Raw genomic sequence first — 26,445 nt, 5'->3', positions numbered from 1 at the left:
CGAGCTAAAGCTGCTGCATCATTTTGCGCACGCCTGCGACATGGCGTCGGCTGACGATCAACGCATCGCCGTTGAGCCCTTTGAGGAACAACTGGAAATGCCCCAGGGGCGTGCGTTGCAGGCGCTCGATACGCTCGCGGGCCACCAGCGCATTGCGATGGATGCGCACAAAGCGCTCGCCAAATTCGTCTTCCAGGGCCTTGAGCGGCTCATCGAGCAGCACTTCGCCGACCTCGTGGCGCAAGGTCACGTACTTGTGGTCGGCGATAAAATAAATCACCTGGTCCACGGGAATCAGCTCGATGCCCTTGCGGGTCCGCGCGCTGATATGGCTACGCGGGCCGTTGCCACTTTGCGCTGCGGGCTGGGTCAAGGCGCCGAGTTGGGCGCGATTGGGTCGCTCAGCCTTCTTCAAGGCCTTGAGTACCGCATCGGCAGCCACTGGCTTGACCAGGAAGCTGACACCGCTGGCCTCCAGGGCCTGGGAGGGAAACTCCTCTTCACTGGCACAAAGCACCAATGCCGGCGGCGACTCGCGCTCGCTCAAGCGGGCAGCTACCTGCAGGCCATCAAGGCCCGGCATGGCGATATCGAGCAGCACCACATCCGGCTTCAGGCTTTCGATCAAGGCCAATGCCTCGTCGCCACTGCAAGCGCTGGGTTCAAGGACACTGTATCCCTCAAGCTCACTGACCATACGGCTCAGTCGCTCGCGGGCTTGGGGTTCGTCATCAACGATCAGGACATTCATATTGCGCTGGATTCCTGCGTGAGTCTCGCACAAGGATAGCGTAGACAGGTGCGGTGACTTCCGTCACGGCGATCCACGCTAAGACTAGCGCGAGCGGCAAAAAGTGCCCCGAGAGCGACACCAATATTTACCCGGACCTGTTCAATACCGCCCATAACCCGATACCGCAGGGCATCGTCATAGGGTTTGCTGATACACAATATGAACACCCCCTCTACTTTAAGGTTAGCCTGGAGTTCGACCTCATTGCCTGGCATTGGTGCAGTGCACCCCTGTCAGTGCAACTGTAGACGCTCATGAAGACGACATTGCTCAATCGTCAAATATCGTTTCAATAAACATCCTTTGTTTACCTCAGGAACCGGCCGGGTTAAACCCCCGCGTCACTCCCACCTCCAGTCTCATCCCGGACGCGGCAGACGGCAAGGCACTTTGCCATCCAGCAAACAAATAAAAATGCCGACGCGGCGTATCAACGCCTCCATCAGCAACCCTGTTATTATCGGCGGCACACTTTCATGCCTCTTTTAAGCAGATCACGAGCGAATCCATGAGCACCGACAAGACCAACCAGTCCTGGGGCGGCCGCTTCAGTGAGCCCGTCGACGCCTTCGTCGCGCGCTTCACCGCCTCCGTCAATTTCGACCAGCGCCTCTATCGCCACGACATCATGGGCTCCATCGCCCACGCCACCATGCTGGCCAAGGTCGGCGTGCTGACCGATGCCGAGCGCGACAGCATCATTGACGGCCTGACCACGATCCGTGGCGAAATCGAGGCGGGTACCTTCGACTGGCGCGTGGACCTTGAAGACGTGCACATGAATATCGAGGCGCGCCTGACCGACCGCATCGGCGTGACCGGCAAAAAACTGCACACCGGGCGTAGCCGCAACGACCAGGTGGCCACCGATATCCGCCTGTGGCTGCGCGATGAAATCGACTTGATCCTGGCCGAAATCACCCGCCTGCAAACAGGTCTGCTGGAGCAGGCAGAGCGTGAATCGGGCACCATCATGCCCGGCTTCACCCACCTGCAAACCGCGCAGCCTGTGACCTTTGGCCACCATCTGCTGGCCTGGTTCGAAATGCTCAGCCGCGACTACGAGCGCCTGGTCGATTGCCGCAAACGCGCCAACCGCATGCCCCTGGGCAGCGCCGCGCTGGCCGGCACCACCTACCCGATCGACCGCGAATACACCGCGCAACTGCTGGGTTTCGACGCCGTGGGCGGCAACTCCCTGGACGGCGTATCGGATCGCGACTTCGCCATCGAGTTCTGCGCCGCCGCCAGCATCGCGATGATGCACTTGTCGCGATTCTCCGAAGAGCTGGTGTTGTGGACCAGCGCGCAGTTCCAGTTCATCGACTTGCCGGATCGTTTCTGCACCGGTAGTTCGATCATGCCGCAAAAGAAAAACCCCGACGTGCCAGAGCTGGTGCGGGGCAAGAGCGGCCGTGTATTCGGCGCACTGATGGGCCTGCTGACCCTGATGAAAGGCCAGCCTCTGGCCTACAACAAGGACAACCAGGAAGACAAGGAACCGCTGTTCGACGCCGCCGATACCCTGCGCGACTCGCTGCGCGCGTTTGCCGACATGATCCCGGCGATCAAGCCCAAGCACGCCATCATGCGCGAGGCGGCCCTGCGCGGTTTCTCTACCGCCACGGACCTGGCGGACTACCTGGTGCGCCGTGGCCTGCCATTCCGTGACTGCCATGAAATCGTTGGCCATGCGGTGAAATACGGCGTGGATACTGGCAAGGATCTGGCGGAAATGAGCCTGGAAGAGCTGCGCCAGTTCAGCGACCAGATCGAGCAGGACGTGTTTGCGGTACTGACCCTGGAAGGCTCGGTCAATGCTCGCAACCATATCGGCGGCACGGCTCCGGCCCAGGTCAAGGCAGCCGTGGTGCGCGGCCAGGCCCTGCTCGCCAGCCGCTAAAAGCATCGCAGGCAAGCCAGCTCCCACCTTTGACCGTGGCCTTCAATCACCTCGGTCAACTGTGGGAGCTGGCTTGTGTGGAAGCTGGCTTGCCTGCGATAGCATCACCTTAGTGTCACTGACACACCGAGGTGCCTGCATCGCGGGCAAGCCCAGCTCCCACATTTATTACTTCTTCGCCGCGACCATCGCCATAAAGGCGGGCATCGCCGCGTCCTTGTCCGCCGCCACTCGCTGGGCGTTGGGCAGGTCTTGCAGCGTCTTCAGCAAAGCCTTGGCCTTCGGCAACTCAGCCAGCAGATCCAGGCCGAACAGCTTCCCACCAACCGCGCACGCCAAGTCCACGCTGTACATGAAGTACACATCAGCAAGCGTAAAACGCTCCCCTGCCACATACGGCGCAAACTTGCCGTGCCGCCCCAGCGAAGCAACCCCTAACAGCAACTCGGCCTTGGCCTTGTCCTTGATCGCCTGCGGTACCGGCATGCCAAAGAACGCCTCGCCATAGCAAGCCCGGGCCGGCAGTTCGATGTACAACTCGATTTCCCTGCACAACGCCAACACCTGGGCACGCTGGAACGCATCGCCTGGCAGCAGGGCCGGGCCCGATTGCGTCTGTTCGAGGTACTCGAGAATCACGCTGGTTTCGTTGATAAAGCCGTTTTCCACCTTCAGCACCGGCACCTTGCCGCGCGGGCTCACCGCCAGGGCTTCAGGGGTTTGCCCGGCATAAAACGCCACTTCCTCGAAGGGCAGGCCCTTTTCCAGGAGCGCCAGCTTGACCATGTTGTAGTAGTTACTGACCGAAAATCCGTAGAGCTTGAGCATCACAAAGCCTCCAGGCCGTGCAGGGGTTGGCTGGTTAGGTTATAGAACGTGACGCGCCACCTGACCAGCAGCATCACCGGGCTGAATGGAGGTAGACTGGCGCCCTTTCCTGACAGGAGGCAGCCATGAGCGAGCCAACCGATATCGACAACGACGACGAAGAGTTCGCCGAATCCACCTTGACCCAAGCGATCGAAAACCAGATCGAAAGCGATAACCCGCCGGCGGCCAAGGCCACATTCAACAAGCTGACCCTGGTGGGCTACGAGCGCGAAGACATCCTGAACCTGATGGCTCACGTGCTGGCCGTGGAAATCGACGCGATGCTGGAAGAAGACCGGCCGTTCAACACCGACTGGTATGAAACCGCCCTGCGCGCCCTGCCAGAGCTGCCGCCGGAAAACCAGTAACCCTGCCCTTGCTCGCGAAAAACCTGAGCGCGCCGCGTTTCTCCAACTGCCCCGGGTCAACGTTAACGCTTTTCGCGAGCAAGCTCGCTCCTCCAGACTGGACAGTTCGCCCAAGTACGTTCACCTTAGGGGCTGCTAGCGTCTGACAATTCCTAGAACGTCTGGAGTCCTTATGTCGTATACCCCTGAGTTGGTTGCCGAACTGGAAATCCTTGCACTTTTCAACCTGGGCAGTTCCCAGGAAGGTCTGAAAGTCCATCAGACCGCTGCTCCCACTGCCATTGCTGCGGCCAAACGCCTGTTCGAGAAAAAACTGATCGACCAGCCAGATGGCGGCTACCTGACCAGTCTGGGCCGCGACGCAGCAGAACAAGCGCAAACACTGCTGACGATCCTGACCACCGCTACCACCAAAGAAGCCGCCTGACCCACCGTATCGCCCACGGAATCCTCTGTTCACGGATTCCGCGGGCACTTCTGCGCCGACGATAAAATTCTGGCGCCAAAAACAAATTCCCCTTAAACCTCCTACGATTCTGTCTGTAAACTCCTACACGGCCGCCCACGCCGGGCCTGCGAGCCGTTGAGTTCGACATGACCAGTACCCATGAAATCCGCCCTGACTTGGATGAAGGCATTGACCGCAAGGTACTGGCCCAACTGCGCTCGCGTTTCCTCACCCTCAATGCCGGCCGCATGGCCCGGGCTGTCGAAGGCCTGACGCCGCGCCAGCAAAGCGTGCTGGCACTGCTGCCGCTGTTTTTCCATGTCAATCACCCCTTGTTGCCTGGCTATGTCTCGGGCAGTACGCCGGCCGGTTTGTCGAATTTTGAACCGGATGCCCAGGTCCTGGCCGAAGCCCAGCGCCTGACCCGCTCGTTTTCCTACAAGCCACGCCACGGCAACCCGCCCACCCCGATCCACGGTCTGTTCCTGATGGGCAGCCTTGGCACACTGGCCCAGGCCGACCAGAGTGATATGGACGTGTGGGTCTGCCACGCCGCCGAGGTAAACGAGGCCGAGCTGGTCGAATTGCGCAAAAAGTGCCAGTTGCTGGAGGCCTGGGCCCTGAGCATGGGCGCCGAGGCGCATTTTTTCCTGATCGAACCCAGCCGTTTTGCTCAGGGCGGTCGCGATACCCAGCTCAGCTCAGATGACTGCGGCACCAGCCAGCACTATCTGTTGCTCGATGAGTTCTACCGCACCGCCATCTGGCTGGCCGGGCGCACGCCAATCTGGTGGCTGGTGCCAGTCTACGAAGAAGCGCGCTACGCCGAATTTACCCACGCGCTGATTTCCAAACGTTTTATCCGCGCCGACGAAACCCTCGACCTCGGGCACCTGGCCCATATCCCGCCGGGAGAATTTATCGGCGCCGGCCTGTGGCAGTTGTTCAAGGGTATCGAGTCACCCTACAAGTCGGTGCTCAAGCTGTTGCTCACCGAGGTGTATGCCAGCGAGCACCCCAAGGTGCAGTGCCTGAGCCTGCGTTTCAAACGTGCGGTGTTCGCCAACCAACTGGACCTGGATGAGCTGGACCCGTATATCGTGGTCTACCGTCGCATCGAAGAATACCTGCGCGGGCGCAACGAACCCGAGCGCCTGGAACTGGTGCGGCGCAGCCTGTACCTGAAGGTCAACCGCAAGCTCACCACCGGCCAGCGCGCCACCGGCTGGCAACGTGCGCTGCTGGAGCGCCTGGCCCATGAATGGGGCTGGGACCAGCGGCAACTGGCCCTGCTCGACAGCCGCAGCCAGTGGAAAGTGCGACAGGTCGCGTCCGAACGCCGCGCCCTGGTCAATGAGCTCAATTACAGCTATCGCTTCCTGACCCAATTCGCCCGCACCGAACAGACCGTGAGCCTGATCAACAAGCGCGACCTCAATGTGCTGGGCCGGCGCCTGTACGCCGCCTTTGAACGCAAGGCCGGCAAGGTCGAGTTCATCAACCCGGGGATTGCCCCGGACCTGGCCGAAGACACCCTCACCCTGGTCCACTCGCCTAATCGCAAGGAGCCGGGCCAGTACCATTGGGGCCTGTACAACGGCAGCCTGACGGCCCTGGAATGGGAGCACTTTGCGCCGATCAAACGCAGCCGCGACCTGCTGGAGATGCTCACCTGGTGCCATCGCAACGGCGTGATCGACAGCAGTACTCGCCTGGCCCTGCATCCGGGCACCAGCGATTTGAGCGAATTCGAGCTGTTCAATCTGCTGGGCAGCCTGCAACAGACCGTCGCCCTGCCCCTGGCCACGGTGGATGAGGAACGCCTGCTGCGTACGGCGATACCCGAGGAGGTGCTGTTGCTGGTCAACGTCGGCGTCGACCCGCTCAAGCACCACCGTGACTTGAATATCCTGATGACCACCGAGCGCACCGACTCCCTGAGTTACGCCGGCGTCAGGGAAAACCTGGTGTTGACCCTGGACCAGGTGACACTCAACAGCTGGAACGAGGTAATGGTCAGCCGTTACGAGGGCCCCCACGCCCTGCTCGATTGCCTGCGCGATTACCTGAATCAGTTACCACACGACCAACTGCCACGGCTGCGGGTGCGCTGTTTCTGCCATAACCGTGCGCAGTTCATTGCCCAGCGTGTGGAAGAGATTTTCGATACCGCGCAAAACCTGATGCTCAGCCAGCTCAACCACCGCTATCTGATCCAGGTGCAGCAGCACTATCACGTCATGGAACTGGCGCCGGGGCAGGCCAATCATGTGTCCCTGGCCAACCAGCAGGCGCTGGTGGAATACCTCTGTGAAGAACTGGCCAGCTACAGCCCGTTGCACCTGGATGCCATGGCCCTGGAAGACCATGATCTGGCAGCGCTGCTACCTATGGGCCAGGCGGATTGTGTGCAGGTGTTCTACCGCATCAATGACGGTTTCGCCGAGCTGTACGTGCTCGACGAATTCAACGCCCTCTGGCAACAGCGCCTGCCGTTTCATGATGAGCAAAGCTTGCTCGCCCCTTTGCAGCGCTTCCTGCAGTCGGTCATCTATCGTCGGGACGCGCTCTCACCGCTGGACCCGCAGCAGCCACTGGGGGCCGTGCAAACGCTGTATTACCAGCTGTTGCCATCGGCAAGCGGTCGGGCCCGTCGGGTCGAGCCACGACCGGCACCCCAGGTCCCGGCCAACAAACCGTTCTACGACGTGCAGGCGATTATCGGCAAGGGCGCGCCAGGCCAGGTAGGGATTACCCTGTACTGCAATCAGCGGGAGTTTTGTGAACTGGAATTTGGCGACCAGCTGTTTGCAGTGGTCGCCCAGGAGATCGTCGGGCAGCGTCGGGAAACCGAGCGCTATCGTTGCTACATCACCGACCTGGACCTGTCCGGGCTACTCGGTGATGTTCAAAGCCCAAGCAATCTCTACCTGCGCTACAAGGCCGAGTTGGAGCAGGCGCTCAACCAGGCCTTGAATCAGGTCTAGAGCGTGAATGCGCCGCCGTCTTTAGGCTGGCCTTCGACACTCAGCAGCTCAAGCTTGAGGGTCTTGCCACCTGGAGCGGGCCAGTCGATGTGCTGGCCAACCTGCAGGCCCAGCAACGCACTGCCCACCGGGGCGAGGATCGAGATCTTGCCTTCGTCGGCATTCGCGTCCTTGGGGTAGACCAGGGTCAGGTGATAGTCCTTGCCGCTGCTTTGCTCGCGGCAATGCACGCTGGAGTTCATGGTCACGACACCGGCAGGCACTTCATCGTGACCAACCACGTCTTCAGCGCGGTCAAGTTCGGCTTGCAGGGCGATGACGCCTGGCAGTTTATCGTCCATACGGTCGATCAGTTGCTCAAGACGTTGCACATCGAGACGGGTGAGGATGATGGAAGGTGCAGTCATGATTGCGGCAGACTCCTTTTTTTCTGCACAAAAAAGCAAAACCCCGCCAATAAACGGCGGGGTTCTCACGGACCTCGATGAGTTGAGGTGTACCCGGACACTACCACAGCACACCAAATAAACAAGATGGGCTGGTCTGAAGGTCAGGCACCGGCCTTGCGTTGCTCGGCCTGTGCGACGATCACGCGGCGCCGCTGATCATCGGCGGAACGCCATTCCCGGATGTCTTCCACGTGTCGGAAGCAGCCAAGGCAGACTTTCTGCTCATCCAGCCGACACAAACTGATACAAGGTGACGGCACTGCCGGGCTGACATTGCTGAACAGCGGCTTGGGCGGACGGGCGGGTGTGGGCTGGGTCACGATCAAATCTCGTCGAAATCCAGCTCGACGCCGGCCTGTTCCTGAGTGATGCGTGCAAGCATTTCGCTCAGCAGCTCATCGCTGGTGTCGTGGGACCAGCGTTTTTCTTCTTCGTCATAGTCGAAGTGAAAACCTCCGGAACGTGCCGCCAGCCACAACTGACGCAGCGGCTCCTGGCGGCTGAAGATCAATTGGCTACCGTTCTCGAACTTGACGGTCAGCACGCCGGCAGAATTTTCCAGATCCACATCCAGGCCACTCTCGTCGAAAATATCCTCCAGCGCTTGCTGGGTCGCATCGACCAGGTCGTGAAAGCGGGCTTCGGTCAAACTCATGGTGGGAACCTCAAAAAGTGTCTACTCACGCTCAAGCGCCGCACGATACGGAGGCGCCATCATGATTGCAAAGAATACCGATTTCGTTCCCATCAGCCGCGAGAAATATCCCAAATTAATGTAGGTCACTTCACGACATACTCGGCAAAGCCCCGCCGGACGGGTGTCCCGGCACATAGGCAAGCTGGCGGGTGGTCGGTATACTCGGGCGCAATTAATGCATATTCAAGGATTTAGCCATGAAGCGCCTGATCTCTTCCCTTGCTGCGCTCGTCGCGGTCGCTTGCCTCGTCAGTGCCTGTGGTCAAAAAGGCCCGTTGTACCTGCCCGATGACAGCAAAGACCCGAATGAACAGGCGCAAACGTCGCAATCCAAAGCGCACAAGCACGACACCTACTAAGGGAATTTCATGGACGCTTTTAACTACCGGAACGGCGAGCTGTTCGCGGAAGGCGTGGCGCTGTCCGCGATTGCCGAACGCTTCGGCACCCCGACCTATGTGTACTCGCGAGCGCATATCGAAGCGCAATACCGCACCTTTGCCGATGCACTGGAGGGCACGCCAAGCCTGGTGTGCTATGCAGTAAAAGCCAACTCCAACCTGGGTGTACTCAATGTCCTGGCGCGCCTGGGCGCTGGTTTTGACATCGTGTCCCGTGGCGAGCTGGAGCGTGTACTGGCCGCAGGCGGCAAGGCTGACAAAATCGTGTTCTCCGGTGTCGGCAAGACCCGCGAAGACATGCGCCGCGCCCTGGAAATCGGCGTGCATTGCTTCAACGTCGAGTCCACCGACGAGCTGGAGCGCCTGCAAGTGGTGGCCGCCGAGATGGGCGTGCGTGCGCCGATCTCCCTGCGCGTCAACCCGGATGTCGATGCCGGTACCCACCCGTACATTTCCACCGGTCTCAAAGAGAACAAGTTCGGCATCGCGATTGCCGACGCCGAAGACGTGTATATCCGCGCCGCCCAACTGCCAAACCTGGAAGTACTGGGTGTGGACTGCCATATCGGTTCGCAACTGACCAGTCTGCCCCCCTTCCTCGATGCCCTCGACCGCCTACTGGCGCTGATCGACCGCCTCGGCGAGTGCGGCATCTACCTGCACCACATTGATCTGGGCGGTGGCGTGGGCGTGCGTTATCGCGACGAAGAGCCGCCGCTGGTGGCCGACTACGTCAAGGCCGTACGCGAGCGCACCGAAGGCCGCGACCTGAAGCTGATATTCGAGCCGGGCCGCTACATCGTTGCCAATGCAGGCGTACTGCTGACCCAGGTCGAGTACCTCAAGCACACCGAACACAAGGATTTCGCCATCGTCGATGCTGCGATGAACGACCTGATCCGCCCGGCGCTGTACCAGGCCTGGATGGATGTCAGCGCCGTGCGCCCGCGCGACAGCGCCCCGCGCACCTATGACATCGTCGGCCCGATTTGTGAAACCAGCGACTTCCTGGCCAAGGACCGTGAACTGGCCCTGGCAGAAGGCGATCTGCTGGCCGTGCATTCGGCCGGTGCCTACGGGTTTGTCATGAGCTCCAACTACAACACCCGCGGGCGTACCGCCGAAGTGTTGGTGGACGGTGATCAAGCGTTTGAAGTGCGTCGCCGCGAGACGGTAGCCGAGTTGTTTGCTGGCGAAAGCCTGCTGCCGGAGTAAGCCATGCTGCTGCGTTTTACCAAGATGCACGGCCTGGGCAATGACTTTATGGTCCTTGACCTGGTCAGCCAGCACGCGCATATCCTGCCCAAGCACGCCAAGCTGTGGGGCGACCGCCATACCGGCATCGGTTTCGATCAGCTGCTGATCGTCGAGGCGCCAAGCAATCCGGAGGTGGATTTCCGTTACCGGATCTTCAACTCCGACGGTTCCGAAGTGGAACAGTGCGGCAACGGTGCGCGCTGCTTCGCCCGGTTCGTGCTGGACAAGCGCCTGACCGCCAAACGGCAGATTCGCGTCGAGACCAAAAGCGGCATTATCGAGCTGGATATCCGCAGCGACGGCCAGATCAGCGTCGACATGGGCGCCCCGCGCCTGGTGCCGGCCGATATTCCTTTCCAGGCAGAGGCCCAGGCCTTGAGTTATCCACTGGATGTCGACGGCACTGTGGTCGAGGTGGCCGCTGTGTCCATGGGCAACCCCCATGCGGTGCTGCGGGTCAACGACATCAACAATGCGCCGGTGCATGAACTGGGACCGAAGATCGAACATCACCCGCGCTTTCCGGCGCGGGTCAACGTCGGCTTCCTGCAGGTCATCGACCGCTCCCGCGCGCAATTGCGCGTGTGGGAACGCGGCGCCGGGGAAACCCAGGCTTGTGGCACCGGCGCTTGCGCCGCCGCCGTGGCTGCGATCAGCCAGGGCTGGATGGATTCGCCCCTGTTGATCGACCTGCCCGGCGGACGCCTGTCCATCGAATGGGCAGGCCCAGGCCAACCGGTGAAGATGACCGGCCCGGCATCCCGTGTATACGAAGGACAGGTCCGTCTATGAGAGCGACTCGCCAATGACCGATAAGCCCCAGGCACCCGCCAAGCAGCCCGAAGGATCCCCTTGCGAAAGCCTGGAGGCAGCGGCCGTCGCCGCTTACCTGGAGGCTAACCCGGACTTCTTCGTCGAACACGACGAACTGCTGCCGGCCCTGCGCATCCCTCACCAGCGCGGCGATACCGTGTCGCTGGTGGAGCGGCAGATGAAGATCCTGCGCGAACGCAATATCGAAATGCGCCATCGGCTCTCACAGTTGATGGACGTGGCCCGCGACAACGACCGCCTGTTCGACAAGACCCGCCGCCTGATCCTGGCACTGCTGGATGCCGCCAGCCTGGAAGACCTGACCATTGCCGTCGAAGACAGCCTGCGCCAGGACTTCCAGGTGCCGTTTGTCAGCCTGATCCTGTTCAGTGACAACCCGATGCCGGTCGGGCGCTGGGTCAAGGGCAGCGAAGCGCAGACCGCCATTGGCGGCCTGTTGTCGGAAGGCAAGACCATCAGCGGCACCCTGCGCGAGCATGAGCTGGACTTCCTGTTTGGCGAGGACCAGCGCGTGCAGATCGGCTCGACTGCCGTGGTCGCCCTCAACCATCAAGGCCTGCATGGCGTCCTGGCCATTGCCAGCCGTGACCCGCAGCACTACAAGAGCACGGTAGGCACGCTGTTTTTGACCTACATTGCCGAAGTGTTGAGCCGCAGCCTGCCGCGCTTTACCACTGCCCTGCGCGCGGTGCGCTAGCCATGGAACGGCAACTGGACGCCTACTGCGCTCACCTGCGCAGCGAGCGCCAGGTGTCTTCCCATACGCTGGAAGCCTACCGACGGGACTTGAACAAGGTCCTGGCGTTCTGCCAGAAACACCAGATCAGCAGCTGGAAGGCCCTTGATATCCAGGGCCTGCGCAGCCTGATTGCACGCCTGCACCAGCAAGGCCAATCCTCCCGCAGCCTGGCGCGCCTGCTGTCGGCGGTACGTGGTCTGTATCACTACCTCAACCGCGAAGGCCTGTGCGATCACGACCCGGCCAACGGCCTGGCGCCGCCCAAGGGTGAGCGCCGCCTGCCCAAGACCCTGGATGCCGACCGCACCCTGCAATTGCTCGATGGCGCGGTCGAAGATGACTTCCTGGCGCACCGCGACCAGGCGATCCTGGAGCTGTTCTATTCCTCGGGCCTGCGCCTGTCGGAGCTGACCAGCCTCAACCTCGAGCAACTGGACCTGGCCGACGGCCTGGTGCAAGTGCACGGCAAAGGCAGCAAGACCCGCGTGCTGCCCATCGGCAAAAAGGCCCGCGACGCCCTGCTGGTGTGGCTGCCCCTGCGAGCCCTGAGCAATCCGCCGGACGACGCGGTGTTTGTCAGCCAGCAAGGCCGACGCCTCGGGCCACGGGCCATTCAGTTGCGGGTCAAGGCCGCCGGCGAGCGGGAGCTGGGGCAGAACCTGCATCCGCACATGCTCCGGCACTCCTTTGCCAGCCACCTGCTGGAATCGTCACAAGACTTGCGCGCCGTGCAGGAACTGCTCGGCCACTCGGATATCAAGACCACCCAGATCTACACCCACCTGGACTTCCAGCACCTGGCGACGGTGTACGACAGCGCCCATCCCAGGGCCAAACGCGTTAAAGGCGGCGACTCATGAGCATCAAGCTAATCACCTTCGACCTGGACGACACCCTGTGGGACAACGTCCCCGTCATCATCAGCGCCGAAGCGTCGATGCGCCAATGGCTGGCGACCCATGCGTCCAAGGTCGGCGACCTGCCCCTGGAGCATTTCGCCAGCCTGCGCCAGCAGGTGCTGCAACGTCATCCCGAGCTCAAACACCGGATCAGTGTGCTGCGCCAGCGGGTGCTGATGCACGCCTTTGAAGAGGCCGGTTATCCACAGCCGCAAGCCACGGAGATGGCCGATGTGTGTTTTGAAGCGTTCATTCATGCGCGGCACCAGCTCACCGTCTTCCCCGAAGCCGAGCCGATGCTACAAGCCCTGCGCCAGCACTTTCTGCTGGGGGTGATCACCAATGGCAATGCCGATGTGCAGCGCGTAGGCCTGGCGGATTACTTCCACTTTGCCCTGAGGGCCGAGGATATCGGCATCGCCAAGCCGGATGCGCGCTTGTTTCAAGAGGCGTTGCAGCGGGGCGGGGTGGATGCCAGTGCGGCGGTGCATATTGGCGATCACCCTGGCGATGACATTGCCGGGGCGCAGCAGGCGGGGTTGCGAGCCGTGTGGTTCAACCCGACCGGCAAGGTTTGGGAAGGTGAGGCATTGCCGGATGCGCAGATTCGCAGCCTGACCGAGCTACCGGAGCTGCTCCACAGCTGGAAATAACGCGGCTGCGATACCACTGGAAATCCAAGGTGGGAGCCTGCTGAAGTTTGTTCCAGGCATGAAAAAACCCGCAGCGACGGCGGGCTTTTTCAGCAAGCAAGTAACCGGCCTCAGATAGGCCGACTGCCGTACTTGTTATCCGGCTTCTTCGGTGGATCTGCCACCACGTTGGCCTCGACTTCCTGCACTTTACCGCCTTTGGCGAGGAACTCTTCCATCGCACGGGCCAGCGCATCGCGCTCTTTGTTCTTGGCCTCGACGCTCGGCAGTTCGTCTACCGAAACAGCAGCCTTGGCCTTGCCTTTGGCGGCCGGAACAGGTGCATCATCGCCACCGTCATCGTCAGCAACGTCTTCCGCTACCGCTTCAAGACCTTCTTCGGTGTCGTCTTCGTCACCTACTTCCAGTTCGTCGTTTTCCAGATCATCGTCGCTCATGTTCTACCTCATGACTTGCGAAAAGCAGATTAGTTATAGCCCAGCTTCACCATCTGTCGAAGGCTGCCGGAAAAAAATCAACGTCCACCGGATAACCAGTGGCTTATGCCCCATCACCGTGCAGGTGGCGAGGACTTTACGAGCACCGCCATGATCAGGGTGCTCGTCCAGATAAACGCGTTGCCATGTGCCCATTGCCAAGTGGCCGGCCTTGACCGGCAAACTCAGTTGGCGACCCGATAGGCTGCCCTTGAAATGACCCGGGGCTTGGCCCGCAGGGTAATCAGGGTCTGTCGCCATATACAGTTCTGCGCCCATCGGCGCGCATTCTAGCGCGCTCTGGGAAAAAACAAAGTGCCGAATACGCCTACATGCCTGTAAGACATTCGCACACTGAAAAGTACTGTGTGGATCCAATCACAAACTCGGCACAAAAATGCTCACGCGCCGTCACCACAGGCAAATACCAGACAAAAAAATGCCCGGCAAGCCGGGCATGTTTTTTTTCATACGTTCTTACAAGTTGTAGCCACGTTCGTTGTGCTCCGCCAGGTCCAGGCCAACGGCCTCTTCCTCTTCGGTCACACGCAGGCCGATGGTCAAGTCCAGCACCTTGAGAATTACGAAGGTCACGATGCCGGTATAGATCACGGTAAAGCCTACGCCCTTGGCCTGGATCCAGACCTGTGCAGCAATATCGGTCACGGTGCCGAAGCCACCCAGGATCGGCGCCGCGAATACGCCGGTGAGAATCGCCCCGACAATCCCGCCCACACCGTGCACACCGAAGGCATCCAGGGAGTCATCGTAGCCCAGCTTGCGCTTGAGGCTGGTGGCGCAGAAGAAGCAGATCACGCCAGACGCCAGGCCGATCACCAGTGCGCCCATCGGGCCTACGGTACCGGCGGCCGGGGTAACGGCCACCAGGCCGGCTACCACACCCGAGGCAATGCCCAGGGCGCTTGGCTTGCCGTGGGTGATCCACTCGGCGAACATCCAGCCCAGTGCCGCAGCAGCAGTGGCGATCTGAGTCACCAGCATCGCCATGCCGGCCGTGCCGTTGGCCGCAGCAGCGGAGCCGGCGTTGAAGCCGAACCAGCCGATCCACAGCATCGCCGCGCCGATCAGGGTGTAGCCCAGGTTGTGCGGGGCCATTGGGGTGGTCGGGTAGCCTTTACGCTTGCCGAGCACGATGCACGCCACCAGGCCAGCCACACCGGCGTTGATGTGCACCACGGTACCGCCGGCGAAGTCCAGCACGCCCCAGTCCCACATCAGGCCGCCGTTGCCGCTCCAGACCATGTGCGCGATCGGCGCATAGACCAGGGTGAACCAGATAGCCATGAACAGCAGCATGGCGGAGAACTTCATGCGCTCGGCGAACGCACCGACAATCAGCGCCGGGGTGATGATCGCGAAGGTCATCTGGAAGGTGATGAACACCGCTTCCGGGAACAGCGCCGCAGGCCCAGTGATGCTGGACGGTGTGACACCCGCCAGGAACGCCTTGCCCATGCCGCCGAAGAACGAGTTGAAGTTGACGACGCCCTGTTCCATGCCCGTGGTGTCGAACGCGATGCTGTAGCCGTAGACGACCCACAGGATGCTGATCAGACCAGTAATGGCGAAGCACTGCATCATCACAGAAAGAATGTTTTTGGAGCGGACCATGCCGCCGTAGAACAGCGCCAGGCCAGGGATGGTCATGAACAGCACCAGTGCGGTGGCTGTCAGCATCCAGGCAGTGTCGCCGGAATTGAGGACTGGAGCCGCCACTTCGTCTGCCGCCATGGCCAGGCTGGGCATTACGATGGACAACAGGGCTCCTAGCCCTGCGAATTTACGCAGAGTCATATTGTTTTCTCCTGGGGCGTTGGGGTTTGGCGGCTTAGATTGCGTCGGTATCGGTTTCGCCGGTACGGATGCGAATAGCCTGTTCCAGATTGACCACGAAGATCTTGCCGTCACCGATCTTGCCGGTGTTGGCCGCCTTGGTTATCGCCTCGATAACCCGATCAAGATCCTTGTCGTCAATGGCGACATCAATCTTCACCTTCGGCAGGAAATCGACTACGTATTCCGCGCCGCGATACAGCTCGGTATGACCCTTCTGCCGACCGAAGCCTTTGACCTCAGTGACGGTAATGCCCTGCACGCCGATCTCGGACAGTGACTCGCGTACATCGTCCAACTTGAACGGCTTGATGATGGCAGTGACTAGCTTCATGAAAACTCTCTCCCGAATTGGTGGACTTGCCCCAGGAAAACAAACCCGTCTCAAGTCTAAGCGCAGTGCCTGGCTTTGTAACGCATCGTCGCCTCGGCGAATGCCTTTGCGACGCCAGCTAACCGTTGGTGACGAAACATGTACCCTGGTCCGTCAGCGCACTGCATTCGTCACAGCGACTGCATCAGTGCATGGGTCATGATCGTCTAAGCAGAAACCTTGCCAGCTCCGTAAAAGTCACTGAAATCAATCCGTTGCCCGTCTACGCCCACCAATGGGCCGGTGCAGCAGCCTGGATACGCACAAAAACAGTGCATCCGCATTCAGCCCAATGCGCGAAAAGCGTGCGCAGGCCACGCTGAAAAGACTATAGGCGCTGCGTGATACACTGCCGGCCAACTGTTTTCCGGAATGTTTCCCATGCTCGCGCCCAAAGACCTCCTCGACGCCCTGAGCGGCCACGCCTCTCGCCTGTTCAGCGGCGAAACCCCGCTGCCCCGCAATGAAATCGAAAGCCAGTTCAAGGCGCTGCTGCAAAGCGGGTTCAGCAAGCTGGACCTGGTCAGCCGTGAGGAATTCGACAGCCAGATGGTAGTCCTGGCCCGCACCCGTGCGCGGCTGGAGAGCCTGGAGGCGAAGGTGGCGGAGTTGGAAGCGCGGCTGAATCCACCTCAGGAATAACCACCGCGTCCCCTCTTGGAGCCGGCTTGCCGGCTCCTGCAATGACAGCGCCTGGATACGTTCTGTAAAACCTGCACACAGCGCCTCACCCTCCCTCGTCTACCCTTGAAAAACCGCAGCACGCGGCCCTCCCTTTCAAGGAACGAGCATGTCCCTCGCCATCGTCCACAGCCGCGCCCAGATCGGCGTCGAAGCCCCCGCCGTCACTGTCGAAGTGCATATGGCCAATGGCTTGCCGTCCCTGACCCTGGTGGGCCTGCCGGAGACCGCGGTCAAGGAGAGCAAGGACCGGGTGCGCAGCGCCATTCTCAACAGCGCGCTGCAATACCCCGCACGCCGTATCACCCTCAACCTGGCGCCCGCCGACCTGCCCAAGGACGGCGGGCGTTTTGATCTGGCGATTGCCCTGGGGATTCTCGCGGCCAGCGTGCAGGTACCGGCGCTGGAGTTGGATGACGTTGAATGCCTTGGCGAACTGGCCCTGTCTGGCGAAGTGCGGGCCGTCAAAGGGGTGTTGCCGGCCGCGCTGGCGGCACGCAAGGCCGGGCGCAGCGTGATCGTGCCCAGGGCCAATGCCGAGGAGGCGTGCCTGGCCTCCGGGTTGAAGGTGATTGCAGTGGATCATCTGCTGCAAGTGGTGGCGCACCTGAATGGACGGGTGCCGATCGAGCCGTACAAGTCCGACGGGCTGCTGTACCTGAACAAACCTTACCCGGACCTGAGCGAGGTGCAGGGCCAACTTGCCGCCAAGCGCGCGTTGCTGATTGCCGCCGCGGGTGCCCACAACCTGCTGTTCAGCGGGCCACCCGGCACCGGCAAGACCTTGCTCGCCAGCCGCCTGCCCGGCCTGCTGCCGCCCTTGAGCGAACAGGAAGCCCTGGAAGTGGCAGCCATCCAGTCGGTGGTCAGCCTCGCACCGTTGAGCCACTGGCCCCACCGGCCATTTCGTCAGCCGCACCATTCGGCGTCCGGGCCGGCGCTGGTGGGCGGCGGTTCGAAGCCACAACCTGGGGAAATCACCCTGGCCCATCACGGCGTGTTGTTTCTCGATGAGCTGCCGGAATTTGATCGCAAGGTGCTGGAGGTGCTGCGCGAGCCATTGGAGTCCGGGCATATCGTGATTTCCCGGGCGCGCGACCGCGTGAGCTTCCCCGCACGCTTTCAGCTGGTGGCAGCCATGAACCCTTGCCCCTGCGGCTATATGGGCGAACCCAGCGGGCGCTGTCGGTGTACGCCGGAACAGATCCAGCGCTACCGCAACAAGCTCTCGGGGCCGTTGCTGGATCGAATCGACCTGCACCTGACCGTTGCCCGGGAAAGCACCGCGCTGAACCCAGCCAAACAAACCGGCAATGACACTGCCAGCGCTTCAACCCTCGTCGCCAGCGCCAGGGATCGCCAGCAACAACGCCAGGGCTGTGCAAATGCATTCCTCGACCTGACGGGTTTGCGGCGCCACTGCGAGCTATCGAAAGCCGATGAGGGCTGGCTGGAAAGCGCCTGTGAGCGCCTGACCCTGTCGTTGCGCGCAGCTCATCGGCTACTCAAGGTCGCGCGCACCCTGGCCGACCTGGAACAGGCAGACGCCATCGCTCGCCATCATCTGGCCGAAGCGTTGCAGTACCGGCCAGCCGCCGTGACTTAGCGATCCCTGGGCAAATCCAACAGCAGCCCCGCCACTTCCATCACCTCACCCAGTACCACTTGCGCCGACTCGACGGAGGGCTTGAGCAACAGGTCATCGGTATAACCCATCGTCACCGCAAAGATCTGGCGGGCCGCACGGCTGGATGAGTCACAGCGAAATACCCCGGCAGCGATCCCCTGCTCGATCACATCGGCAAGCATGGCTTGCCACTGGGCATTGACCAGCAGATACGCCTGAGCCAGTTCCGCGTCATGCATCGCCTCATCCCAGGCATCCAGCCAGAGCGCCCAGCCGGCGTCGGCGGTACAGGGCAGGCAACCCCTGAGGAAACCCACCAAGGCCTCAAGCGGCGGCGCATCTGCCAATGGCACGCGCACTTCGTCCAACTGCTCATTGGCGAAGCGAACAAAGGCTTCGCGGCGCAGTTCTTTCCAGTCGCTGAAGTAGTGATACACGTGGCTGCGGGACAAGCCCGCATGCTCCGCCAGATCGCGGGTGGAGACATCGGCAAAGCCCTTGCTGCGAAACAGCTCCAGGGCTGCGGCGATGATCTGGTCTTTACGGTCGATACGCGACATGGGCAATTCCTTACGGGCGCCGTCAGATAAGCGGCGCTTGCTTTTTGAGCGATCGCTCAAGGATACTTGAGCAGTCGCTCAATAGTAGCGCCTATTACTCCTTTGGTGCACCCATGCCATCCACAACGCCACAGATCCTGATCGAAGAAAGCAAGAAAATCGGCCAGCAATCGGCCAGCCAAACCCTCAAGGCAATCGCCAAGGCTTATCCCGGCAAGCTGTTCTGCACGCTGTCGTTGGTTGCGCTGGAGAACGCGTTGCTGCTGGCCTATCCCCTGTTTGCCGGTTTCGCCGTGGACTCGATCCTGCGCGGCGATGCCAGCAGTGCGCTGTTCTATGCGGCCGTGGTGATGGCGTTCTGGGTGGTCGGCGCCGCACGCCGGGCGTTGGATACCCGGACCTTCACGCGGATCTACGCCGATCTTGCCGTACCTGTGATTCTCAACCAGCGTCTACAGAATCACAGCACGTCCAAGGCCGCCGCACGGGTGGTGCTGGCGCGGGACTTTGTCGACTTCTTCGAAAAGCATGTGCCGGTGATCGCGACAGCCTTGGTCTCCATCGTTGGCGCGGCCGCGATGTTATTGGTGATTGAACCTTGGGTGGGCCTGGCCTGCTTTGCGGCACTGCTGCTTTGCATCATCCTGCTACCGCGCTTTGCCCGCCGTAACGAGCAGTTGCACGAACGGTTGAATAACCGCCTGGAGAAAGAGATTGGCCTGGTGGAAAAGGTTGGCGCCCAGACGTTGCGACGCCATTACCAACTGCTGTCACGCCTGCGTATCTGGCTGTCGGACCGCGAAGCCGTCGCCTACCTGTTTCTCGGCGCGCTGGCAGCGCTACTGTTCATCGTAGCGATCAGCCAACTGGCCTTGTCGCCAGCGGTCAAGGCCGGCCATGTCTATGCGGTGATGACGTACCTGTGGACCTTCGTCAGCAGCCTCGACGAAGCGCCAGGGATGGTTGATCAACTGGCGCGGCTCAAGGACATCGGCAAACGGGTGGATCCGGGACTCGGGAATTGATCAGCCTTACCGAAACCGATCCACCTCTTGCCGCAGCCCTGCCGCCAACGTCTCCAACTCCCTGGCGGTAATCGCCAGGTTCGAGACCACTTCCCGCTGCTCACTGTTGGCCAGGGCAATGCTCTGCAGGTTGCTGCTGAGCAAAGTCGCGGTGCTGCTTTGCTCCTGGGTCGCTGTGGTAATCGCGGCAAACTGCTGCCCCGCCGAGCGGCTTTGCTCGTCGATGCGCGCCAGGGCCGAGGCCACGTCGGCGTTGCGCGACAAGCCTTCCTGCATCAGCACATTGCCCTGCTCCATGGTGCTGATGGCATTGCCGGTTTCCTGCTGGATGCTCTGGATCATCCCGGAAATCTCATCGGTGGCCTGGCGGGTACGCGAGGCCAGGTTGCGCACCTCATCGGCGACCACGGCAAATCCACGCCCCTGCTCCCCGGCCCGCGCCGCCTCGATGGCGGCGTTGAGTGCCAGCAGGTTGGTCTGTTCGGCGATCGAGGTAATCACGCCAACAATGCCGCCGATTTCCTGGGAACGTTGGCCCAGGGTATTGATCACCTTGGCCGTGCTGTTCAGTGCCGTGGCGATATGCTCCAGGGACGACGACGCCTCCTGCATCGAGTTGCGGCCAATGCGGGTCTGCTGGGCATTTTCCTGGGCCATGCGTTCGGTATTGCCCATGTTGTCGGCAATGTTCAGCGAAGTGGCGCTGAACTCTTCCACCGCGCCGGCCATGCTGGTGATCTCGCCGGATTGCTGCTCCATGCCCTCATAAGCGCCTCCCGACAAACCTGACAGCGCCTGGGCGCGGCTGTTGACCTCTTCGGCCGCCTTGCGGATATGGGAGACCATGGTCGACAAGGCCTCGCCCATCTGGTTGAAGCTGCGTGCCAGTTGTCCGATTTCATCGTGGCTGGACACATTCAGCCGCGCACTCAAATCGCCGGCCCCCAGGGCTTCGGCCTGGCGCACCAGGTCGCCCAGGGGCTGCAATTTGCTGCGTAGCAACCAGACCGCCGCGCCTACCGCCAACAGCATCGCCAGCACGCTGCCGATCACCAGGCGGATACCCACGGCCCAGGTCACCGCGCGGATCTCGGCCTTGGGCATGCTCGCCACCACCGACCACGGGCCGCCGTCAAATGGCACCGCAACGCTGTAGAAGTCTTCGCCCTTGTCACTCCAGAAACGCCCCTGGCCAGGCTTTTGCGCCAGCTCCAGGATCACCGGAACGGCCTGCTCCAATGCCTGAACGCCGGCAGGCGGCACCAGCCAGTGTTTTTGCTCGTCCAGCAGCGCCAGCGAGCCGGTCTGGCCAATGCGGAACCGCTTGAGGTTGGCGAATTGGGCGTTCTGCGCATCGGTGTAGTCGAAACCGATGAACAACACCGCAATCACCTGGCCGCTGGCATCACGTACCGGGCTGTACTGGGTCATGTAGGAACGCTCGAACAGCACCGCGCGACCGATGTAGCTCTGCCCGGCGAGCAGGCGCTGGTAGGCCGGCCCCTGGCGATCCAGCACGGTGCCGATGGCGCGGTTGCCGTCCTGTTTGGTCAGGGAGGTGCTGATACGGACAAAGTCTTCGCCGCTGCGCACGAACACCGTGGCCACGCCGCCGGACATCTGCTTGAACTCATCGACCTCGTCGAAGTTGTTGTTCAGTACTTCAGTGCCCAGGTAAAGGCTCGGGGTCTGCACCCCGGCCACACTCACCATCTGCTCGGGACGTACGCTCAACCCGGCGCCGAAGCGCTTTTCAAACAACCCGCTCAAACGCTGGGTGCTCTCACGCAGGGTGCTGTGGAAGGTATTGAGTTGGTCGGCGAGCAAACGCGCTTCGCTGGCCAGGTGTTCTTCACGGGTCAGCAGGTTGGCCGAGTCCAGGGAGCGCAGGGCAAATACCGTGCTGCCGCTGATCACGACAGCCAATATGACCGCCAAGGCAATGCCCAGCTGCGAAGCGATGCGGGCGCGGGGTTGAGACATGACAGCTCCTGGCCGAGGCCCGGATCGTCCTGATCTCATAGCGCTAATCGGCAAATTTCTTGGATTGGGGGCACGCTGAGCCGCAACTAATGGCGACTCCGACACACCTACTTCGGCGGCCCCAATCAATACTTGAGCAAATTACAGGGGCATCACTCAAAGGCACCGTGTGTAGGGAGCTGCATCGTTTCACTCGAGCTGTTCCACCGCCGGCAAGGCCATGGCCCGGACTTCACTTTGCAGGAAGTCCGACAGCCTGCGCAGGCGCTCACCGCCGGGGCGGGTCTTGGGCCAGACCAGGTAATAGCTTTCGCCGCTGGCCACCGCAGTAGGCCATGGCAAACTCAAGCGCCCCTGGGCCACATCCTCGGCGACCATCAACAGATCGCCCATGGACACGCCATAGCCCCGGGCAGCGGCAATCATCCCCAGCTCCAGCGTATCGAACACCTGCCCGCCCTTGATGGCGACGCGGGACGCCAGCCCCGTACGCTGCAACCAGCGGCGCCAGTCACGCCGATCCGGCGTGGGGTGCAGCAGTTCAGCGCTGGCCAGGCGCTCCACATCCCAGGGGCCGTCATTGAGCAGGTTCGGCGCGCCCACCGGGATCAACAGTTCGGGAAACAGGTAGCTGGCTTCCCAGTCCGCCGGAAAGTGCCCGTCACTCAGCAAGACCGCGCAGTCGAACGGTTCCTGATTGAAATCCACTTCGTCGATGCTCATCCAGGCGCTGGTCAACTGCACCTCGTTGCCCGGCTGCAAGTGCCGGAACCGGCTCAGGCGCGCCAGCAACCAGCGCATGGTCAGGGTCGACGGGGCCTTCATGCGCAGGATGTCATCTTCGGCATTCAAGGTATGGCAGGCGCGCTCCAGGGCGGCGAAACCCTCGCGCACCCCAGGCAGCAGCAGGCGCGCCGACTCGGTCAACTGCAAGGTGCGCCCGCTGCGCTGGAACAGGCGGCAGGCGAAATGCACCTCCAGGGTACGGATATGCCGGCTGACTGCACTTTGGGTGATGGACAGTTCTTCGGCCGCACGGGTGAAGGAGTTATGCCGTGAGGCGGCTTCAAATGCACGCAAGGCATACAGCGGAGGCAGGCGACGAGACATGAGGAAAACTCCGACGGCACGATTCCGAAACCCTACCAGATTCATCTTGGCATGAGTTTTAATCATGCGAATGATCGCATTTATCCCTTTGTGCAAAGCGCTGAGAGCGCCGAGAATCAACCCTTCTACCCCTTGTGCAATTATTGAGCGTGATGATCATGCAGCATCCGGCGCGTACCGAACTCTGGGCCATTCTGCGGCTGTCAGGGCCGTTGATTGCCTCGCAGTTGGCGCACATGTTGATGGTGCTGACCGACACCCTGATGATGGCCCGCCTCAGCCCCGAAGCCCTGGCCGGCGGCGGGCTGGGCGCGGCAAGCTATTCGTTTGTGTCGATCTTTTGCATCGGCGTGATTGCCGCCGTGGGCACCCTGGTCGCCATTCGCCAGGGCGCCGGCGACATCGAGGGCGCCACCCGCCTGACCCAGGCCGGCCTGTGGCTGGCCTGGCTGATGGCCCTGGTGGCCGGCCTGCTGCTGTGGAACCTCAAGCCGGTGCTGCTGATGTTCGGCCAGACCGAAACCAACGTGCAGTCGGCCGGGCAATTCCTGATGATCCTGCCGTTCGCCCTGCCCGGCTACCTGACGTTCATGGCCCTGCGCGGCTTCACCAGCGCCATCGGCAAAGCCACGCCGGTGATGGTGATCAGCCTGTGCGGCACGGTGCTCAACTACCTGCTCAACCATGCGTTGATCGAAGGCATGTTCGGCCTGCCCAAGCTGGGCCTGATGGGCATTGGCCTGGTCACGGCGATTGTCGCCAACTGCATGGCCCTGGCACTGTTGTGGTACATCAAATACAACCGCGCCTACGCGGCCTACCCCCTGGGCAAGGGCCTGCTGCGGCCCAACCTGCATTACTTACGCGAGCTGTGGCGCCTGGGCCTGCCGATTGGCGGCACCTATGCGGTGGAAGTCGGCTTGTTCGCCTTTGCGGCGCTGTGCATGGGCACCATGGGCAGTACGCAGTTGGCGGCCCACCAGATTGCCCTGCAAATCGTCTCGGTGGCGTTCATGGTGCCGGCGGGCATGTCCTATGCCGTCACCATGCGCATCGGCTTGCACTATGGCGGCGGGCAACTGCTCGACGCACGGCTGGCCGGACGCGTGGGTATCGCCTTCGGCGCGAGCGTGATGCTGGGGTTTGCCATGGTGTTCTGGCTGTTTTCAGACCCGCTGATCGGCCTGTTCCTCGACCATGACGACCCGGCCTTCGCCCAAGTGATCAGCCTGGCGGTCAGCCTGTTGGCCGTGGCGGCGTGGTTCGAGCTGTTCGACGGCGTGCAGACCATCGCCATGGGTTGCATCCGAGGGCTCAAGGATGCCAAAACCACGTTCCTCGTCGGCCTGGGTTGTTACTGGTTGATTGGCGCACCGGCGGCCTGGTTGATGGCGTTTACCCTGGACTGGGGCCCGACTGGCGTGTGGTGGGGGCTGGCGCTGGGGCTTGCCTGTGCGGCGATTACCCTGACCTGGGCGTTTGAGGCGAAGATGAAGCGGATGATTGCCCAGGAGCCGCAAGTCGATGCGGTCCCACAGCCGAACTGAAGGATGTACTCGGTCAGTGTGGGAGCTGGCTTGCCAGCTCCCACCTTTTTGATTGGTTTACAGCGCTAGATCACATCGCCCAACAACGCCTGCTGGCTGCTGCCAAACGTCAGGTATTCCACCAATTCCGCCAGCGGCAACGGCTTGCTGATCAGGTAACCCTGGGCTTGGTCGCAGCCGAACAAGCGCAACAACGCCAGCTGCTCCGGGGTTTCCACGCCTTCGGCCACCACTTCCAGGTTGAGGTTGTGGGCCAGGTTGATCATGGCGTGCACCAGCTTGCGGTTTTCTTCGCGCTCTTCCATACCGCCGACAAAGCTCTTGTCGATCTTGAGCAAGGCAATCGGCAGGCTGTTGAGGTGCACGAAGGACGAGAACCCGGTGCCAAAGTCATCCAGGGAGAAGCGCACACCCAGGCGGCCCAAGGCATCCATGGTCTGCTTGACCAGGTCGCTGCGGCGCATCACGGCGGTTTCAGTAAGCTCGAATTCCAGCCATTGCGCCTCCACCCCACGCTCGGCAATCAAACGGCTCAGGGTCGAGAGCAACTGGCTGTCCTGGAACTGACGGAACGACAGGTTGACCGCCATGTGCAACGGCGGCAGGCCGCGCTCGCGCAAGTCCTGCATATCGCGCAGGGCCCGGGAAATTACCCAGTAGCCCAACGGCACGATCAGGCCGCTCTGCTCGGCAAGCGGCACGAACTCGCTCGGCGGCAGCAAGCCACGTTCACCGTGGCGCCAGCGCACCAGGGCTTCGAGGCCGACGATATGCCCATCGTCCAGGTCCAGCCGCGGCTGGTAATGCAGTTCCAGTTCGTCACGGCGCAGCGCCCGGCGCAGTTCGCTTTCCAGATCGGCGAGACTGCGGGCATTGCGGTTGATGCGTTCATTGAAGATATGAAAGGTGCAGCCCTGGGTGCTCTTGGCCTGTTGCATGGCGATATGCGCGTGCCACATCAACGGGTCGGCGCCGGCCTTGGCGCGGGCATGGGCCACACCGAGGCTGCAACCGATCAGCAGGCTCTCGCCATCGACCCAGTAAGGTTCGGCCATGGCCTCGGTGATGCGCTCGGCCATCCACTCGGCGCGTTGCGGCGCACGGCGGGTGTCGATCAACAAGGCAAATTCATCACTGCCCAGGCGCGCCAGTTGGTCGCCGACCTCCAGTTGGCTCTTGAGCCGCGAGACCACTTGCAGGATCAGCCGGTCGCCCGCCTGATGGCCGAGGGCATCGTTGGCGTGGCGGAAGTTGTCCAGGTCCAGGTGGCCGAGGGCCAGGCCACGCCCGTCGTTTTCCGCCAGGCGCGCGGCCAGCAGGGTCTGGAAACCCTGGCGGTTGGCGATGCCGGTCAAGGGGTCTTGTGCGGCCAGGCGTTGCAGGGTGTTTTCCAGCAAGCCGCGCTCGCGTACATGGCGCAGGCAGCGGCGCAGGGTATCCACATCAAACGCGCCACGGATCAACCAATCGCTGGCGCCCAACGGTGCAACCAGCGGTTCCTGCTCCAGCAGCATTACGGTGGGCAGGTTACAACGGCCAGGGCCGGGTTGCAGACCGGGGGTGGTGAGCAAGACAGCCGTGCGGCCGTCGTCGAACAAGCTGCTCACCGACTCCCAGCTTGGCGCACTGATCAGCACAGCCCCATCGCCCATCGGCGCCAGGCACTCGCGCAACAACGCTGCCCACGCTGGCTCATCGGCCAGTAGCAGCAAACGCAAGGGTTCGACAGGCGTAGACAAGCTAGCTCCCTAGACTTTGCAAAAATTCGTTGGCGGCGGGCATTATGACGTGCAGCCTGATAATGACAAATGATATTGGTTATCAAATGCGCGCAGTGCAGGTCTAGATCGAACAATAGACCCAAAAACCCCGCACATCCTGCGGCAAAGTAACAAAACCGGCAAATTTAGA

The 26,445-nt window shown here is 61.7% G+C and carries 26 protein-coding genes and 1 pseudogene; 14 read left to right on the top strand and 13 right to left on the bottom strand.

Annotated features, from left to right (window positions below; all coding sequences use genetic code 11):
- Positions 1 to 4: 4 nt before the first annotated feature.
- A complete protein-coding gene (locus HBR93_RS07300) occupies positions 5 to 751 on the bottom strand; it encodes a LytTR family DNA-binding domain-containing protein (RefSeq protein WP_057440478.1) in 747 nt (248 codons plus the stop codon).
- Between the two features lie 550 nt (positions 752 to 1,301).
- Here HBR93_RS07300 and argH point away from each other — a divergent pair.
- Positions 1,302 to 2,696 (top strand): argininosuccinate lyase, encoded by a 1,395-nt coding sequence (gene argH / locus HBR93_RS07295; protein ID WP_115129266.1) that lies wholly within the window; start codon positions 1,302 to 1,304, stop codon positions 2,694 to 2,696.
- A 168-nt stretch (positions 2,697 to 2,864) separates the two neighbouring features.
- Here argH and HBR93_RS07290 read toward each other — a convergent pair whose 3' ends face one another.
- The gene (locus tag HBR93_RS07290) at positions 2,865 to 3,524 is read right to left on the bottom strand and encodes a glutathione S-transferase (protein WP_115129267.1); all 660 of its coding nucleotides are present in this window, start codon (positions 3,522 to 3,524) and stop codon (positions 2,865 to 2,867) included.
- A gap of 125 nt (positions 3,525 to 3,649) precedes the next feature.
- On the opposite strand from HBR93_RS07290, the gene HBR93_RS07285 reads away from it, so the two are divergent.
- The 3 genes from HBR93_RS07285 (at position 3,650) to HBR93_RS07275 (ending at position 7,369) form a co-directional block, all read left to right on the top strand.
- Positions 3,650 to 3,934, top strand: a complete 285-nt coding sequence (locus HBR93_RS07285; RefSeq protein WP_057440482.1) for a hypothetical protein — start codon at positions 3,650 to 3,652, stop codon at positions 3,932 to 3,934.
- Positions 3,935 to 4,106: 172 nt separating this feature from the next.
- On the top strand, positions 4,107 to 4,361 hold the full coding sequence (locus tag HBR93_RS07280; protein WP_057440483.1) for a TIGR02647 family protein: 255 nt from the start codon (positions 4,107 to 4,109) through the stop codon (positions 4,359 to 4,361).
- Between the two features lie 167 nt (positions 4,362 to 4,528).
- Positions 4,529 to 7,369 (top strand): class I adenylate cyclase, encoded by a 2,841-nt coding sequence (locus HBR93_RS07275; RefSeq protein ID WP_169960071.1) that lies wholly within the window; start codon positions 4,529 to 4,531, stop codon positions 7,367 to 7,369.
- Here the strand turns inward: HBR93_RS07275 and rnk are convergent.
- The 3 genes from rnk to cyaY form a co-directional block, all read right to left on the bottom strand.
- The gene (gene rnk / locus HBR93_RS07270) at positions 7,366 to 7,776 is read right to left on the bottom strand and encodes a nucleoside diphosphate kinase regulator (protein ID WP_057444204.1); all 411 of its coding nucleotides are present in this window, start codon (positions 7,774 to 7,776) and stop codon (positions 7,366 to 7,368) included. The two genes, HBR93_RS07275 and rnk, sit on opposite strands and share 4 nt — an antisense overlap.
- A 143-nt stretch (positions 7,777 to 7,919) precedes the next feature.
- Complete coding sequence (locus HBR93_RS07265) at positions 7,920 to 8,138, bottom strand: DUF1289 domain-containing protein (protein ID WP_057440618.1); 219 nt, start codon at positions 8,136 to 8,138, stop codon at positions 7,920 to 7,922.
- A 2-nt stretch (positions 8,139 to 8,140) separates the two neighbouring features.
- The gene (gene cyaY, locus HBR93_RS07260) at positions 8,141 to 8,473 is read right to left on the bottom strand and encodes an iron donor protein CyaY (protein WP_057440485.1); all 333 of its coding nucleotides are present in this window, start codon (positions 8,471 to 8,473) and stop codon (positions 8,141 to 8,143) included.
- Between the two features lie 239 nt (positions 8,474 to 8,712).
- On the opposite strand from cyaY, the gene HBR93_RS07255 reads away from it, so the two are divergent.
- From HBR93_RS07255 to HBR93_RS07230, 6 genes are read left to right on the top strand one after another with little or no spacing between them, the layout of a single operon-like run.
- A complete protein-coding gene (locus tag HBR93_RS07255; protein WP_038444426.1) occupies positions 8,713 to 8,874 on the top strand; it encodes a lipoprotein in 162 nt (53 codons plus the stop codon).
- Between the two features lie 9 nt (positions 8,875 to 8,883).
- Positions 8,884 to 10,131, top strand: a complete 1,248-nt coding sequence (lysA, locus tag HBR93_RS07250) for a diaminopimelate decarboxylase (RefSeq protein WP_057440486.1) — start codon at positions 8,884 to 8,886, stop codon at positions 10,129 to 10,131.
- A 3-nt stretch (positions 10,132 to 10,134) separates the two neighbouring features.
- On the top strand, positions 10,135 to 10,965 hold the full coding sequence (gene dapF / locus HBR93_RS07245) for a diaminopimelate epimerase (protein ID WP_057440487.1): 831 nt from the start codon (positions 10,135 to 10,137) through the stop codon (positions 10,963 to 10,965).
- A gap of 13 nt (positions 10,966 to 10,978) precedes the next feature.
- Positions 10,979 to 11,704, top strand: a complete 726-nt coding sequence (locus HBR93_RS07240) for a DUF484 family protein (RefSeq protein WP_057440488.1) — start codon at positions 10,979 to 10,981, stop codon at positions 11,702 to 11,704.
- Positions 11,705 to 11,706: 2 nt separating this feature from the next.
- Complete coding sequence (gene xerC / locus HBR93_RS07235) at positions 11,707 to 12,606, top strand: tyrosine recombinase XerC (RefSeq protein ID WP_169960070.1); 900 nt, start codon at positions 11,707 to 11,709, stop codon at positions 12,604 to 12,606.
- Entirely contained in the window at positions 12,603 to 13,298 is a 696-nt protein-coding gene (locus HBR93_RS07230) for an HAD-IA family hydrolase (protein ID WP_057960982.1), read from the top strand. Before xerC ends, HBR93_RS07230 begins: the two co-directional genes overlap by 4 nt.
- A 110-nt stretch (positions 13,299 to 13,408) precedes the next feature.
- Here HBR93_RS07230 and sutA read toward each other — a convergent pair whose 3' ends face one another.
- From sutA to glnK, 4 genes and pseudogenes are all read right to left on the bottom strand, one after another.
- Positions 13,409 to 13,735, bottom strand: coding sequence for a transcriptional regulator SutA (gene sutA / locus HBR93_RS07225; RefSeq protein ID WP_057440491.1), 327 nt, complete (start codon positions 13,733 to 13,735; stop codon positions 13,409 to 13,411).
- A 123-nt stretch (positions 13,736 to 13,858) separates the two neighbouring features.
- A pseudogene (locus tag HBR93_RS26905) lies at positions 13,859 to 13,999 on the bottom strand (YjbQ family protein); the annotation flags it as partial.
- A 252-nt stretch (positions 14,000 to 14,251) separates the two neighbouring features.
- Positions 14,252 to 15,589: an ammonium transporter gene (locus HBR93_RS07215; protein WP_029289659.1), complete on the bottom strand. Its 1,338-nt coding sequence runs from the start codon at positions 15,587 to 15,589 to the stop codon at positions 14,252 to 14,254.
- Between the two features lie 34 nt (positions 15,590 to 15,623).
- A complete protein-coding gene (glnK, locus tag HBR93_RS07210; RefSeq protein ID WP_002555808.1) occupies positions 15,624 to 15,962 on the bottom strand; it encodes a P-II family nitrogen regulator in 339 nt (112 codons plus the stop codon).
- A 420-nt stretch (positions 15,963 to 16,382) separates the two neighbouring features.
- Here glnK and HBR93_RS07205 point away from each other — a divergent pair, with 420 nt between their 5' ends.
- Together HBR93_RS07205 and HBR93_RS07200 are read left to right on the top strand one after the other, a co-directional pair.
- On the top strand, positions 16,383 to 16,643 hold the full coding sequence (locus tag HBR93_RS07205; RefSeq protein ID WP_057444205.1) for an accessory factor UbiK family protein: 261 nt from the start codon (positions 16,383 to 16,385) through the stop codon (positions 16,641 to 16,643).
- A 148-nt stretch (positions 16,644 to 16,791) separates the two neighbouring features.
- Complete coding sequence (locus HBR93_RS07200; protein WP_115129270.1) at positions 16,792 to 18,288, top strand: YifB family Mg chelatase-like AAA ATPase; 1,497 nt, start codon at positions 16,792 to 16,794, stop codon at positions 18,286 to 18,288.
- On the opposite strand, the gene HBR93_RS07195 is transcribed toward HBR93_RS07200, so the two are convergent.
- Positions 18,285 to 18,869, bottom strand: a complete 585-nt coding sequence (locus tag HBR93_RS07195; RefSeq protein WP_169960069.1) for a TetR family transcriptional regulator — start codon at positions 18,867 to 18,869, stop codon at positions 18,285 to 18,287. The two genes, HBR93_RS07200 and HBR93_RS07195, sit on opposite strands and share 4 nt — an antisense overlap.
- 113 nt (positions 18,870 to 18,982) lie before the next feature.
- Between HBR93_RS07195 and HBR93_RS07190 the strand changes: the two genes are divergently transcribed.
- The gene (locus HBR93_RS07190; protein ID WP_057440494.1) at positions 18,983 to 19,894 is read left to right on the top strand and encodes an ABC transporter six-transmembrane domain-containing protein; all 912 of its coding nucleotides are present in this window, start codon (positions 18,983 to 18,985) and stop codon (positions 19,892 to 19,894) included.
- A 6-nt stretch (positions 19,895 to 19,900) separates the two neighbouring features.
- Here HBR93_RS07190 and HBR93_RS07185 read toward each other — a convergent pair whose 3' ends face one another.
- Both HBR93_RS07185 and HBR93_RS07180 read right to left on the bottom strand, forming a co-directional pair.
- Positions 19,901 to 21,877, bottom strand: a complete 1,977-nt coding sequence (locus HBR93_RS07185; protein ID WP_115129273.1) for a methyl-accepting chemotaxis protein — start codon at positions 21,875 to 21,877, stop codon at positions 19,901 to 19,903.
- 189 nt (positions 21,878 to 22,066) lie between these two features.
- Positions 22,067 to 22,987, bottom strand: coding sequence for a LysR substrate-binding domain-containing protein (locus HBR93_RS07180; protein ID WP_169960068.1), 921 nt, complete (start codon positions 22,985 to 22,987; stop codon positions 22,067 to 22,069).
- Positions 22,988 to 23,139: 152 nt separating this feature from the next.
- On the opposite strand from HBR93_RS07180, the gene HBR93_RS07175 reads away from it, so the two are divergent.
- A complete protein-coding gene (locus tag HBR93_RS07175) occupies positions 23,140 to 24,534 on the top strand; it encodes a NorM family multidrug efflux MATE transporter (protein ID WP_057440496.1) in 1,395 nt (464 codons plus the stop codon).
- 65 nt (positions 24,535 to 24,599) lie between these two features.
- Here HBR93_RS07175 and HBR93_RS07170 read toward each other — a convergent pair whose 3' ends face one another.
- Positions 24,600 to 26,273: a bifunctional diguanylate cyclase/phosphodiesterase gene (locus HBR93_RS07170; protein ID WP_057440497.1), complete on the bottom strand. Its 1,674-nt coding sequence runs from the start codon at positions 26,271 to 26,273 to the stop codon at positions 24,600 to 24,602.
- Positions 26,274 to 26,445: the final 172 nt, after the last annotated feature.

This window comes from Pseudomonas sp. WS 5411 (genome assembly GCF_012985595.1).
GTDB classification, from domain to species: domain Bacteria; phylum Pseudomonadota; class Gammaproteobacteria; order Pseudomonadales; family Pseudomonadaceae; genus Aquipseudomonas; species Aquipseudomonas shahriarae.
The sequence above is the reverse complement of the archived record's forward strand: the minus strand, read 5'-3'. Positions and strand labels throughout refer to the sequence as shown.

Excerpts from the sequence above, each read along its gene's own strand:
- HBR93_RS07300 (WP_057440478.1), bottom strand. The coding sequence starts at position 751 with ATGAATGTCCTGATCGTTGATGACGAACCCCAAGCCCGCGAGCGACTG.
- argH (WP_115129266.1), top strand. The coding sequence starts at position 1,302 with ATGAGCACCGACAAGACCAACCAGTCCTGGGGCGGCCGCTTCAGTGAG.
- HBR93_RS07290 (WP_115129267.1), bottom strand. The coding sequence starts at position 3,524 with ATGCTCAAGCTCTACGGATTTTCGGTCAGTAACTACTACAACATGGTC.
- HBR93_RS07285 (WP_057440482.1), top strand. The coding sequence starts at position 3,650 with ATGAGCGAGCCAACCGATATCGACAACGACGACGAAGAGTTCGCCGAA.
- HBR93_RS07280 (WP_057440483.1), top strand. The coding sequence starts at position 4,107 with ATGTCGTATACCCCTGAGTTGGTTGCCGAACTGGAAATCCTTGCACTT.
- HBR93_RS07275 (WP_169960071.1), top strand. The coding sequence starts at position 4,529 with ATGACCAGTACCCATGAAATCCGCCCTGACTTGGATGAAGGCATTGAC.
- rnk (WP_057444204.1), bottom strand. The coding sequence starts at position 7,776 with ATGACTGCACCTTCCATCATCCTCACCCGTCTCGATGTGCAACGTCTT.
- cyaY (WP_057440485.1), bottom strand. The coding sequence starts at position 8,473 with ATGAGTTTGACCGAAGCCCGCTTTCACGACCTGGTCGATGCGACCCAG.
- HBR93_RS07255 (WP_038444426.1), top strand. The coding sequence starts at position 8,713 with ATGAAGCGCCTGATCTCTTCCCTTGCTGCGCTCGTCGCGGTCGCTTGC.
- lysA (WP_057440486.1), top strand. The coding sequence starts at position 8,884 with ATGGACGCTTTTAACTACCGGAACGGCGAGCTGTTCGCGGAAGGCGTG.
- dapF (WP_057440487.1), top strand. The coding sequence starts at position 10,135 with ATGCTGCTGCGTTTTACCAAGATGCACGGCCTGGGCAATGACTTTATG.
- HBR93_RS07240 (WP_057440488.1), top strand. The coding sequence starts at position 10,979 with ATGACCGATAAGCCCCAGGCACCCGCCAAGCAGCCCGAAGGATCCCCT.
- xerC (WP_169960070.1), top strand. The coding sequence starts at position 11,707 with ATGGAACGGCAACTGGACGCCTACTGCGCTCACCTGCGCAGCGAGCGC.
- HBR93_RS07230 (WP_057960982.1), top strand. The coding sequence starts at position 12,603 with ATGAGCATCAAGCTAATCACCTTCGACCTGGACGACACCCTGTGGGAC.
- sutA (WP_057440491.1), bottom strand. The coding sequence starts at position 13,735 with ATGAGCGACGATGATCTGGAAAACGACGAACTGGAAGTAGGTGACGAA.
- HBR93_RS07215 (WP_029289659.1), bottom strand. The coding sequence starts at position 15,589 with ATGACTCTGCGTAAATTCGCAGGGCTAGGAGCCCTGTTGTCCATCGTA.
- glnK (WP_002555808.1), bottom strand. The coding sequence starts at position 15,962 with ATGAAGCTAGTCACTGCCATCATCAAGCCGTTCAAGTTGGACGATGTA.
- HBR93_RS07205 (WP_057444205.1), top strand. The coding sequence starts at position 16,383 with ATGCTCGCGCCCAAAGACCTCCTCGACGCCCTGAGCGGCCACGCCTCT.
- HBR93_RS07200 (WP_115129270.1), top strand. The coding sequence starts at position 16,792 with ATGTCCCTCGCCATCGTCCACAGCCGCGCCCAGATCGGCGTCGAAGCC.
- HBR93_RS07195 (WP_169960069.1), bottom strand. The coding sequence starts at position 18,869 with ATGTCGCGTATCGACCGTAAAGACCAGATCATCGCCGCAGCCCTGGAG.
- HBR93_RS07190 (WP_057440494.1), top strand. The coding sequence starts at position 18,983 with ATGCCATCCACAACGCCACAGATCCTGATCGAAGAAAGCAAGAAAATC.
- HBR93_RS07185 (WP_115129273.1), bottom strand. The coding sequence starts at position 21,877 with ATGTCTCAACCCCGCGCCCGCATCGCTTCGCAGCTGGGCATTGCCTTG.
- HBR93_RS07180 (WP_169960068.1), bottom strand. The coding sequence starts at position 22,987 with ATGTCTCGTCGCCTGCCTCCGCTGTATGCCTTGCGTGCATTTGAAGCC.
- HBR93_RS07175 (WP_057440496.1), top strand. The coding sequence starts at position 23,140 with ATGATCATGCAGCATCCGGCGCGTACCGAACTCTGGGCCATTCTGCGG.